General features: G+C 60.0%; 9 protein-coding genes, 2 pseudogenes and 1 riboswitch. Of the genes and pseudogenes, 4 read left to right on the top strand and 7 right to left on the bottom strand.

Going from position 1 to position 11851, the window contains the following annotated elements; all coding sequences use genetic code 11:
• A pseudogene (locus HFO99_RS32305) lies at window positions 1–256 on the bottom strand (sugar ABC transporter substrate-binding protein); the annotation flags it as partial.
• 307 nt (window positions 257–563) lie between these two features.
• Between HFO99_RS32305 and HFO99_RS32300 the strand changes: the two are divergent.
• From HFO99_RS32300 to queE, 4 genes are all read left to right on the top strand, one after another.
• The gene (locus HFO99_RS32300) at window positions 564–1616 is read left to right on the top strand and encodes a substrate-binding domain-containing protein (RefSeq protein WP_170259908.1); all 1053 of its coding nucleotides are present in this window, start codon (window positions 564–566) and stop codon (window positions 1614–1616) included.
• 180 nt (window positions 1617–1796) lie between these two features.
• Window positions 1797–2507 (top strand): 7-cyano-7-deazaguanine synthase QueC, encoded by a 711-nt coding sequence (queC, locus tag HFO99_RS32295; RefSeq protein WP_064250220.1) that lies wholly within the window; start codon window positions 1797–1799, stop codon window positions 2505–2507.
• Window positions 2507–2863 carry a 6-carboxytetrahydropterin synthase QueD gene (gene queD, locus HFO99_RS32290; protein WP_018446446.1) on the top strand — a complete coding sequence of 119 codons (357 nt, stop codon included), beginning with the start codon at window positions 2507–2509 and terminating at the stop codon, window positions 2861–2863. Before queC ends, queD begins: the two co-directional genes overlap by 1 nt.
• Entirely contained in the window at window positions 2860–3588 is a 729-nt protein-coding gene (gene queE / locus HFO99_RS32285) for a 7-carboxy-7-deazaguanine synthase QueE (RefSeq protein WP_170259909.1), read from the top strand. Before queD ends, queE begins: the two co-directional genes overlap by 4 nt.
• An 18-nt stretch (window positions 3589–3606) precedes the next feature.
• On the opposite strand, the gene HFO99_RS32280 is transcribed toward queE, so the two are convergent.
• From HFO99_RS32280 to HFO99_RS32255, 6 genes and pseudogenes are all read right to left on the bottom strand, one after another.
• Window positions 3607–4836 (bottom strand): adenylate/guanylate cyclase domain-containing protein, encoded by a 1230-nt coding sequence (locus tag HFO99_RS32280; RefSeq protein ID WP_170276996.1) that lies wholly within the window; start codon window positions 4834–4836, stop codon window positions 3607–3609.
• Window positions 4837–4940: 104 nt separating this feature from the next.
• Window positions 4941–5915 (bottom strand): class 1b ribonucleoside-diphosphate reductase subunit beta, encoded by a 975-nt coding sequence (gene nrdF / locus HFO99_RS32275; protein WP_170276995.1) that lies wholly within the window; start codon window positions 5913–5915, stop codon window positions 4941–4943.
• A gap of 175 nt (window positions 5916–6090) precedes the next feature.
• A pseudogene (nrdE, locus tag HFO99_RS32270) lies at window positions 6091–8293 on the bottom strand (class 1b ribonucleoside-diphosphate reductase subunit alpha).
• Window positions 8272–8676, bottom strand: coding sequence for a class Ib ribonucleoside-diphosphate reductase assembly flavoprotein NrdI (gene nrdI / locus HFO99_RS32265; RefSeq protein ID WP_222365681.1), 405 nt, complete (start codon window positions 8674–8676; stop codon window positions 8272–8274). Before nrdI ends, nrdE begins: the two are co-directional and overlap by 22 nt.
• 9 nt (window positions 8677–8685) lie before the next feature.
• A complete protein-coding gene (gene nrdH, locus HFO99_RS32260; RefSeq protein ID WP_018243700.1) occupies window positions 8686–8907 on the bottom strand; it encodes a glutaredoxin-like protein NrdH in 222 nt (73 codons plus the stop codon).
• Between the two features lie 278 nt (window positions 8908–9185).
• Window positions 9186–9410: riboswitch (cobalamin riboswitch) on the bottom strand.
• A 165-nt stretch (window positions 9411–9575) separates the two neighbouring features.
• Window positions 9576–11822: a heavy metal translocating P-type ATPase gene (locus HFO99_RS32255; protein WP_222365680.1), complete on the bottom strand. Its 2247-nt coding sequence runs from the start codon at window positions 11820–11822 to the stop codon at window positions 9576–9578.
• Window positions 11823–11851: the final 29 nt, after the last annotated feature.

The following is an 11851-nucleotide window of genomic DNA, read 5'->3' as shown; positions in this document are numbered from 1 at the left end:
TCGGATAGGTGCCGGCCGCAACCATCGCCTTCAGCGCCGTCATCGCCGCATCGCCGCCGCCACCGGCAACAGGCACGTCCTTCCAGGCAAAACCTTCCTTCGAAAGATCCTGCTTCAAGACGTTCAGTGCCGCCGCCTCCCCGCCCGACGTCCACCAGTGCAGCATCTGCACTTCCTTGACGTCAGCTGCATGGGCCGCACTGAGGCCAGCCATCATCACGACAGCAACAGCTGCCGAGCTCAAAAACTTGTTCATGAATTTCCTCCCGTTTGCAAATCGGCGGCGGGACCTCCCTGCCGCCCGATGCTCCCCGCCATTGCAGCGGTCAGCATACGGCCGCGCTCCTCCGCGCGGTTGCTAATTTAAAACGTTATAAATCTTTGATCGTCAAGCCCTTTCTCGACTCCCGAGAAAAACACGACTATTCCCCTAAGCTACTGAATATAAGTCATCTTTAATTCGTGACTAACAAAACGTTAAAATTTAAAACGTTTTCATTCGTTTATTGCGCGCGGGATTCATCGTGTTATGGTGTCGGCAATTCCAGCATGGAAAGCCAAGGGTGACCGAACCGTCCCGGCCGCAGCGCGGCGAAAATCTCGATATCACGCACAAGCGCGGCAAGCCGACTTTGCGAACGATCGCCACGATCGCCGGCCTTGCGGTGACGACGGTGTCACGGGCGCTTTCCGATGCGCCGCAGATTTCACTCGAGACCCGCCAACGGGTGCATCGCATCGCCCGCGAAATCGGCTATCTCCCTGACCGGGCCGCGCAGCGCCTGAAGACAGGCCGCACCAACGTCATCGCCATCCTGCTCGATTCGCACGAGGAAGTGGTCGGTTTCAGCACCTCGATCATGTACGGTATCGCCAAAGCGCTGAAAGAGACCTCATACCATCTTGTCGTCGCCCCGAACTTCCTGTCGACGACCGATGTTGAAGCCGCCGAATACATCATCCGCAACCACCTCGCCGACGGGCTGATCTTCACACGCACCGAGCCGCTCGATGGCCGCGTCCGCCTGCTGCTCGAAACCGGCTTTCCCTTCATCTGTCATGGCCGCACCGAATTTTCGACGCCGCACCCCTATGTTGACTACGACAATTTCACCTTTGCCTATGAGGCAGCGCGCCGGCTGATCGCCAAGGGCCGCAAAAAGGTGATGGTGATCCTGCCGCCAAAGCGGCTGACTTTCTGCCAGCATATCCTGCATGGTTTCATGACAGCGGTGCGGGAGGCAGGCATCGCCTATGAGATCCCCGAGGCGGTCGATCTCGATACACCGGCAGACGTGCTGCGCGACTTCATCCGCAGCCGCGCTGATGCCCCGGATGCTCCTGATGGTTTCATCTGCCCCGGCGAAGTTTCGGCGCTCGCCGTTATCAGCGGCATGAGCGATGCCGGCCGCATACTCGCCGTCGATTACGATATCGTCGCTAAGGAAACGTCCCGCCTCCTCACCCAGTTGCAGCCGAAGGTCGACACGATCCACGAGGACCTGACGGCGGCGGGCGAGGATCTGGGACGCATGCTGCTGCAGCGTATCAACAACCCGGATGCCGAGGAGCTGCAGCTTCTGCTGCCGCCGCAGATCAACTTTCCGGTCGGTTAGGCCACTCGGCTATGGGGACGCGTTAGCACCCCGAAGCCATGTAAACCGCCGTGAAATCAGCATCATCTCATCCTTTAATCACGCTCACGCTTCAAAACTGTTTCCATGACGCGTGATTTGTCCTAGAAGCACCGCGTAATCCGGTCGCAGCCCACCCGGTCAAAACAAGGGATCCAAGATATGAAAACCATCGTCGTCTGCTCCGGCGGACTGGACTCCGTTTCGCTTGCCCACAAGGTAGCCGCGGAAAAACAGCTTATCGGTCTCGTCTCCTTCGACTACGGCCAACGGCATCGCAAGGAACTCGATTTCGCCGCCAGATGTGCCTCACGGCTCTCTGTTCCCCATCATATTATCGACATCGCCGGCATCGGCGGTCATCTCAGCGGATCCGCCCTGACCGACAATGTCGAAGTTCCGGATGGCCACTACGCCGAGGAGACCATGAAAGCCACCGTTGTGCCAAACCGCAATGCCATAATGCTGGCAATCGCATTCGGTCTGGCTGCGGCGCAAAAGGCAGATGCCGTTGCCGTTGCCGTTCATGGCGGCGACCACTTCATTTATCCAGACTGCCGGCCGGGCTTCATCGATGCCTTCCAGCGCATGCAGAACGAAGCGCTGGAAGGTTATGCCAGCGTGAAACTGCTTGCCCCATACGTCGATGTTTCCAAAGCGGCGATCGTTGTTGACGGCACAAAACATGGCACGCCGTTCTCGGAGACCTGGTCCTGCTACAAAGGCGGCGAGCTTCACTGTGGGCGCTGCGGAACCTGTGTGGAACGCCGTGAAGCTTTCCATCTTGCCGGCGTTCCCGATCCCACGGAGTACGAAGATCCGGACTTTTGGAGAGCGGCCGTGTCGCGATACTCGGCCACGGAGGTGCGTTGATGTACCGCATCACCAAGGAGTTTCATCTCTCCGCCTCCCATCAATTGGATCACCTGCCTGCCGACCATCAATGCGCTCGGCTCCACGGTCACAACTACATCGTCATCGTCGAGCTGGCTGCGGAAAGCCTGAATGATGATGGCTTCGTCCGTGATTATCACGATCTCTCACCGCTCAAGCGCTATATCGACGAAACTTTCGACCATCGTCACCTGAACGACGTCTTTGGCCATTCGAAGGTTACCTCCGAATTCCTGGCGAGGCACTTTTACGACTGGTGCAAGCAGCGTTTCCCGGAGACATCGTCCGTTCGCGTCAGCGAGACGCCGAAAACCTGGGCGGAGTACAGGCCGTGAGCGTCGGAACCATTCGCGTCAGCGAGATCTTTGGCCCGACCATACAGGGTGAAGGTGCCTTGATCGGGCTGCCGACGGTGTTCGTGAGGACAGGCGGCTGTGACTATCGGTGTTCCTGGTGCGACAGCCTTCACGCGGTCGACAGCGCGTTCCGGGATCAATGGATTCCCATGTCCACTGAGGCGGTCTGGCATAAGGTAACGGAACTCTCTGGGGGAAAGCCACTGACGGTTTCTCTTTCCGGAGGTAATCCGGCGATACAGCCCCTAAGGCCGCTTATCGAGCTTGGCCATTCGCAAGGATACCGCTTTGCCCTGGAAACACAGGGAAGCCTAGCCCAGGCCTGGTTTCGCGATCTCGACGTCCTGGTCGTCAGCCCCAAACCGCCATCAAGCGGAATGCTGACGGATTGGGACCAGGTGGATCACTGTCTTCAACTGGCCGCCGACGGACCGGAAGTCATACTGAAGATTGTCATTTTCGACGATGCCGACTACGAATTCGCGCAACGGGCGGGCGAGCGCTATCCCCAAATTCCGTTGTTCCTTCAGCCCGGCAATCATACGCCGCCGCCGCCCGATGACGATGACGCACGCATTGATATCGACGGCGTAATGGATCGGATGCACTGGCTTCTCGAAAGGGTGACGGCCGACCAATGGTTTGCGGTACGCGTACTGCCGCAATTGCACGTGCTGCTCTGGGGAAACAAGCGAGGCGTATGAGCCTGCCTGCGCTGGAAACTATGCAGCGAGGCGCTCTGGAAAGGCGAAAACATCGACGGGCTCTCCAAGCCCGCGCAGCGGGAAGGTGCCGAGACTATCCATGTCCTTCGCGCAGCCCGCCATTTCGACGAAGGCCCGCGACAAGAGCACCGGACGCTTGACCTCCTTGGTCAGGGTTTCCAGCCGCGAGGCGACATTGACCGCCGGGCCGATGACGGTGAAATCCAGCCGCCGGCGCGAGCCGATATTGCCGTACATGACGTCGCCGACATGCACGCCGACGCCGTAGCGCAGCGGTTCGCGTCCGTTGCCCGCATATTGCTGGTTCAATTGCGCCATCAACGCCTGCCCTTCGCGGATCGCCTGCAGCAGATCGAGGCAGGCGGTTTCCTTGGCTAACGGGAAGATCGCCAGCAATCCGTCACCCATGAACTTCAGGATCTCTCCGCCATGCCGCTCGATCGGATCCGACATGGCGTCGAAATAATCGTTGAGCAGATGGATGACATCGTCGCGCGGCCAGAGATCGGAGATCGCCGTAAAGTCGCGCAGGTCGCAGATCATGATCGCTGCGCCGACGGTCGCGCCGCTGCCGCGCGTCGTGACGCCCGAGAGGATCTGTTCGCTCGCATGCGGTCCCACATAGGTCTGCAGCAGTGTGCGCGCCATGATGTTCTTCAGCCGGATTTCGCTGACGAGCGTCAAGGCCGGCAGCAGATCGCGCAGGAAATCGACATGCTCGCTGGTAAAACCGCCCGGCCGGCTGGTGGAAAATGTCACGACATGCCGTTTGCCGAAAGTGTGCTCGACCGGCCAGGCGATATACTCCGTGAGGCCGTCATCGCGCAGTTCCTGGTAGAATGAATCCTCGCCGCCGTCGGCTGCGTCTTCCAGCTGTTTGCGTACCTCCTCCGCACCCTGATGGATCGCATTGACGGGACTCCTGAGGAACTCCGGCGTGTTTTCGACACCATAGGCGAAAGTGTCGATCTTCGCTTCCGCCAGGCCTTCTTTCCAGAGAATGCGGGCACCGACCCATTGCGGATGGTTCGTCCTGAAATGCAATGTCGCCCGCGCCACCGGCACTCCTGCCGCCTGCAGCTTCTCGCACATGTCCACCAGGATATTGTCGATGAATCGCTCGCCGCGCGTCTCGTTCACCAGCCAGTCGAGAATCCGTCTTCTGCGGATCGGCCAGACGCCTTCGCCCGCCTCGAGAGTCCCGACCTTGTTCAAAAAAGACGACATCAAAAACTCCCGCTATGCCGCATCATCGGCGAGGACCGAATTTAGTTTCCGCTGAATGTGGGCGATCAGAGAGCAAATGATAAGAGGCAGACGGCGATCAAGCCTCAGAAATCCCAGTCCTCGTCCTCAGTCGCCACCGCCTTGCCGATGACATAGGAGGAACCGGAGCCGGAGAAGAAGTCGTGGTTCTCGTCGGCATTCGGCGAAAGCGCCGACAGGATCGCCGGATTGACCTTGCAGGCCTCGGCCGGGAACAGCGCCTCATAGCCTAGGTTCATCAGCGCCTTGTTGGCATTGTAATGCAGGAATTTCTTGACGTCCTCGGTCAACCCGACGCCGTCATAGAGCGCCTCGGTATATTTCGCCTCGTTGTCATAGAGCTCGAGCAGCAGCTCGAAGGCGAAATCCTTGGTCTCCTGCTTCCGCTCGTCGCCGAGGCGTTCCAGTCCGCGCTGGAACTTGTAGCCGATATAATAGCCGTGCACCGCCTCGTCGCGGATGATCAGCCGGATCATGTCGGCCGTGTTGGTCAGCTTGGCGCGGCTCGACCAGTACATCGGCAGGTAGAAGCCGGAATAGAACAGGAAGCTTTCGAGAAAAACACTCGCAACCTTTTTCTTCAACGGATCGTCGGAGCGATACTGCTCCATGATCAACGCCGATTTCCGCTGCAGGAATTCGTTCTCCTCCGACCAGCGATAGGCATCGTCGACATCGGGTGTCGAGCACAGCGTCGAGAAGATCGAAGAATAGGAGCGCGCATGCACCGCCTCCATGAAGGAGACGTTGGAAAGCACCGCCTCCTCATGCGGCGTCGCCGCATCCTCCATCAGCCGGATCGAACCGACGCCGTTCTGGATCGTGTCGAGCAACGTCAACCCGGTGAAAACGCGGATGGTCAGTTGCTGTTCGGTCGCCGTCAGCGTTGCCCAGGAGGGAATGTCGTTGGAAAGCGGCACCTTTTCCGGCAGCCAGAAATTGCCCGTGAGCCGGTTCCAGACTTCGAGATCCTTGTCGTCCTCGATGCGATTCCAGTTGACGGCGCGCACGCGGCTGACCGGCTTTACGGCGATGTTCATGGTGATCATGTCCTTCCAATAGATTTGATGGCGCTCGGAGCCCCCTCACCATACCCTCTCCCCGAGGGGAGAGGGTATGTCGCGCCTGCCGCAGATGTCTTCTCCCCATCGGGGAGAAGGTGCCGGCAGGCGGATGAGGGGGCCATTTGCTCAAAGGCTCGCGGCCGAAATCAACTCACAGCGTACAAGACACGCAGCCCTGTACCTCGGTGCCGGACAGCGCCATCTGGCGAAGGCGGATGTAATAGATCGTCTTGATGCCCTTCTTCCAGGCACGGATCTGCGCCTTGTTGATGTCGCGCGTCGTTGCCGTGTCGCGGAAGAACAAGGTCAGCGACAGACCCTGGTCGACATGCTGGGTCGCCGCCGCATAGGTGTCGATGATCTTTTCCGGCCCGATTTCGTAGGCATCCTGATAATAGTCGAGATTGTCGTTGGTCATGAACGGCGCCGGATAGTAGACGCGGCCGATCTTGCCTTCCTTGCGGATCTCGATCTTCGAGACGATCGGATGGATCGAGGAGGTCGAGTGGTTGATATAGGAGATCGAGCCTGTCGGCGGCACCGCCTGCAGGTTCTGGTTATAGAGGCCGGAGACGATCACCGCCTTCTTCAATGCGGCCCAGTCTTCCTGCGTCGGAATGTGAATGCCCGACCTCTCGAATAGCGCCCTCACCGTCTCCGTCGCCGGTTCCCAGAGCCGATCTGTATATTTGTCGAAATATTCGCCGGACGCATATTTCGAGTCCTCGAAGCCCTTGAAGCTCTGGCCCCGCTCGACCGCCAAAAGGTTCGAGGCGCGGATTGCGTGATAGGTCACCGTGTAGAAATAGATATTGGTGAAATCGACTCCTTCCTCGGAGCCGTAGAAGATGCGTTCGCGGGCGAGATAACCGTGCAGGTTCATTTGGCCGAGGCCGATCGCATGGCTCTCGTCATTGCCCTTCTCGATCGAAGGAACCGAGGAGATGTGGCTCATGTCGGAAACGGCCGTCAGCGCCCGGATCGAGGTTTCGATCGTCTTGCCGAAATCGGTGGAATCCATTGCCGCGGCGATATTCAGCGAGCCGAGATTGCAGGAAATGTCCCTGCCGAGATGTTTGTAGGAAAGGTCGTCATGATATTCGCTCGCCTCGCTGACCTGCAGGATTTCCGAGCAGAGATTGCTCATCGAAATACGTCCGGCGATCGGGTTCGCCCGGTTCACCGTGTCCTCGAACATGATGTAGGGATAGCCGCTCTCGAACTGGATTTCGGCAAGCACCTGGAAAAACGCGTGCCTTGATCTTCTTCTTGGAGATGCGGGCATCATCAGCCATTTCGCGGTACTTTTCCGTCACCGAAATCTCGGTGAAGGGTACGCCATAGACGCGCTCCACGTCATAGGGCGAGAACAGGTACATGTCCTCGTTATTCCTCGCGAGTTCGAATGTGATGTCAGGCACGACGACACCGAGCGACAGCGTCTTGATGCGGATCTTCTCGTCGGCATTCTCGCGCTTGGTGTCGAGGAAGCGCATGATGTCGGGGTGGTGGGCATTAAGATAGACAGCACCCGCGCCTTGGCGCGCACCGAGTTGGTTGGCATAGGAGAAACTATCTTCGAGCAGCTTCATGACGGGAATGATGCCTGAGGACTGGTTCTCGATATGCTTGATCGGCGCGCCCGCCTCGCGGATGTTCGTCAGCGACAGCGCCACGCCGCCGCCGCGCTTCGACAATTGCAGCGCCGAATTGATCGACCGGCCGATCGATTCCATATTGTCCTCGACGCGCAGCAGGAAGCAGGAAACCAGTTCGCCGCGCTGCTTTTTGCCGGCATTGAGGAAGGTCGGCGTCGCCGGCTGGAAGCGGCCGGAAATGATCTCGTCGACCATGCCGCGGGCAAGGGTCTCGTCGCCGCGCGCCAAGGCCAGCGCCACCATGCAGATGCGGTCCTCATAGCGCTCGAGATAGCGCTTTCCGTCGAAGGTCTTCAGCGTATAGCTGGTGTAGTATTTGAAGGCGCCGAGGAAGGTCGGGAAACGGAACTTCTTGGCATAGGCCTGGTCGAACAGATCCCGCACGAAATTGAACGAATACTGGTCGAGAACCTCCTGCTCGTAATAGCCCTCGGTCACGAGGTAATCGAGCTTTTCCCGGAGATTGTGAAAGAACACCGTGTTCTGGTTCACATGCTGCAGGAAATACTGCTTGGCAGCCAAACGATCCTTGTCGAGCTGGATCCTGCCCTCATCGTCATAGAGGTTCAGCATCGCGTTCAGCGCGTGATAGTCGAGCGTTTCCACCGCTTTCAAAGGGCGTTCGCCGGCGGGATGAGCAAAAGTGTTATGCGGTTTTGCGCCCGCATCCCGCGTCAGAGTTGTTCCCGTGTCCAAAACCGTTCCATTCCGTGTTTGACGTTGGCGACGTCGTCTTCCGTGCCCATGAGCTCGAACCGGTAGAGGTAAGGCACCTGGCATTTCTGCGAGATGACGTCGCCGGCGAGCCCGTATGTCTCGCCGAAATTGCTGTTGCCCGCGGCAATTACGCCGCGGATGTGTCCTCGGTTTTCCGCATCGTTGAGGAAACGGATCACCTGCTTGGGAACGGCACCCTTGCCGCCGTCGCCGCTATAGGTCGGCACAACAAGCACGAAGGGTTCGCGGATATGGAACGCGTCTGCGCCACCTGGCAGAATGCGCGCCGCGCGCAGTCCGAGCTTGGCGACGAACCGATGGGTGTTCTCGGATCGGCTGGAATAATAGACGATCAGACCCATCGCCTTTCCTCAGGAAAGTGCGCTGATCATGTCGGGACGGAAGCCGGCCCAATGCTGCTCGCCAGCGATGACGACGGGCGCCTGCATGTAGCCGAGGCTGCGGACCCGATCGAGCGCTTCGGCATCCTGCGAGATATCGACGATGTCATAATCGACGCCCAACCGGTCGAGGGCGCGGTAGGTGGCAGTGCACTGCACGCAGGCAGGCTTGCTGTAGACGGTAATGGTCATGATATTCCTCGTGACGACGCGACTGGGCGCAGGATATCAACCGGAAATCTGTCGATATCCGTCGAAAAATTCTCTGATGATTTGAGCTATGCGGCCGTTTAGCCGCTGGGCATACTCCGCCCTCTACCTCGAGCGGGCGGTGGCCTGAACTGAGATACTGACATGACTTCACCCCGAAGTGGCTCAATACGAAGGTTTCAGGGGCGGAGGTTCGGGCCTGCGAAACGCGATGGGACATTCCCCGCAGCCATGCAACGCGACCTTCCGGACACCCCGCCCGTGGACGTTTCGTTCGAGGCAGGTCTCCTGGCTCACGGGTCAACGCTCCTGCCCAGCCTTCCCGGAGCATCATGCTCCAGTGACCAGAAATCGGACAGTTGCTCGCCGCTTACAGTTGCGGGGGCAGCTCCGGCATTGCTTCGCCATGATGGCGAGGCGCACCGTATTCCCGTCTTAGCCGCCGATCCTCACGAATCGACGGAACCTCGAACACTAGATATGGTACTCGAATCGCTGATGACGTCAACAAGTAGTTATAGCGCCGCAGCAATGGCGGCAACGAATCGCCGCGCCGGTGTATGATGTGGATAATGAAGCGTTAACGAAAAAGCGCTGTGGAGAACCGGTCAAAAAAGAGCCGGCAGAAGCCGGCTCCCCCCAAACGACATTCATAGTTTTATCCGAAGCAGCCGCAGCGCGTTGATCGTCACCAACACGGTGGCGCCGGTATCGGCGAGGATCGCCGGCCAGAGCCCGGTGATCCCTATGATCGTCGTCACCAGAAACACCGCCTTCAGCCCGAGTGCGATGGTGATATTCTGCAGGATGTTGCGCATCGTGCGTTTGGAAAGTTCGATCATCCGCGCCACGTCGCCGACGCGTCCGTGCAGCACGGCGGCATCCGCCGTCTCCAGCGCCACATCGGTGCTGCCGCCCATGGCGATGCCGATATCGGCAGCGGCCAGCGCCGGAGCATCGTTGATGCCGTCGCCGACCTTGGCGACGACGAAGCCCTGGCGCTTCAATTCGCCGACGACACGCTGTTTGTCCTCAGGCATCATCTCGCCGCGCCAATCGATGCCGAGCGTGCCGGCAACAGCTGCCGCCGTCCGCTTGTTGTCGCCTGTCAACATCATCGCCTTGACGCCTGCCGAATTGAGGGCAGCGAGCCCGGCCTTGGCATCCTCGCGCGGCTCGTCGCGCATGGCGATCAGGCTGGCCGCAACACCGTTAACGAGCAGCACCGACACGCTCTTGCCCTCGTCGTTCAGCGCCGTGATGCGTGCATCCTGTTCGGCACTGAGCGCCCCGCGCTCACGGGCGGCAGGCGGCGACAGCAGGTCCAGCGTCTCGCCGCCGACTTTGCCGCTGACGCCCTTGCCCGGCAGCGCTTCCAGTTCGAAGGCCGGCGGCACGGGAACGCCGTCTGACTTGGCGCGGTTGAGGATCGCCAGCGCCAGCGGATGGCTGGAGCCTTGCTCCAGCACTGCCGCGCGCGACAGCACCTGCGCCTCGCTTAATCCGAAAGAAATGATGTCAGTCACCTGAGGCTTGCCTTCCGTCAGCGTACCCGTCTTGTCGAAGGCGACCATCGTCACTTTGCCGAGCGTTTCCAGCACCGCGCCGCCCTTCATCAAGAGCCCGCGCCGCGCTCCTGATGAAAGCGAGGCGGCGATTGCCGCCGGCGTCGAAATGACGAGCGCGCAGGGGCAGCCGATCAACAGGATGGCAAGGCCTTTATAGACCCATTCGCCCCACGGGCCGGCGAACAGCAGCGGCGGAACGACCGCGACCAGCGCTGCGACCACAACCACGCCGGGCGTGTAATAGCGCGAAAACCGATCGATGAAGCGTTCGGTCGGCGCCTTCGATTCCTGCGCTTCCTCGACCAGCTTGACGACGCGGGCGATGGTATTGTCGGCGGCAGCCGCCGTGACGCGAACCCTCAGCAACGCATCGCCATTCACCGTGCCGGCAAAAACGACGGCATCGACACCCTTGCGCACCGGCGTGCTCTCGCCCGTCACCGGCGCCTCGTCAATCGCACTCTCGCCTGAGATGATGATGCCATCCGCCGAGATACGGTCGCCAGGGCGAACCATGATGATGGCGCCAACAGCAAGGCTTTCTGCCGGCACTTCCCGCGTCTGGCCATTGTCTTCGAGCAGCGCATTCTTCGGCACCAGACCCGTCAGCGACTGGATGCTTTCGCGCGCCTTGCCAGCCGCCACCCCTTCAAGCAATTCGCCGACGAGGAACAGGAACACGACGGTTGCCGCCTCTTCACCGGCATTGATGATGACGGCGCCGACGGCGGCGATCGTCATCAGCATCTCGATCGAAAACGGTGTACCTGATAGGGCGGCCATAACCGCGCGCCGCGCGATCGGCACCAGCCCGATCAGCATGGCGACGATGACGGCGTAGGACGCGATCGCCGGCACGAGATGACCGACGGTATAGGCGGCAACGAGTGCGGCACCCGAAAGCACGGTCAGCCGGCCCTTCCGGCTCTGCCACCAGGGACCCGCCATCGGCGCGTGGTCGTGCCCGTGCAGCCTCTCGATTTCCTTCTCACTGTGATCGTGAGGATGGTCGTGGTCATGAGTTGCATGGTCATGGCCCGCGTGATTGCCGTGATCGTGCCCGTGGTTATGACGGTGCTGCGGACCGCGTTCATGCGCAGGCGCAGCGCTTCCGGCAAGCGGCGCGACCGAATAGCCGAGCCCCGTCACCTTCTTCTCGATCACCTTGAGATCGCCGCTGCCATCGTGCCGGACGGTCATCGTGCCCGCCATCACCGAGACGGAAACATCGGCGACACCCGCCACGCGTCTGACCGCCGCATCGATCTTGGTTGCGCAGGCGGCGCAATCCATGCCGCCAACCCGGTATCGTGTCTCGCTCTCAGCCATCATCCGCTTCCTTGTCAAACAGAAGCATC

Origin of the sequence: Rhizobium leguminosarum (assembly GCF_019798305.1) — a bacterium.
GTDB lineage: Bacteria > Pseudomonadota > Alphaproteobacteria > Rhizobiales > Rhizobiaceae > Rhizobium > Rhizobium leguminosarum_U.
Note: the sequence above shows the minus strand (reverse complement) of the source record. Positions and strands in the feature narration are given on the sequence as shown.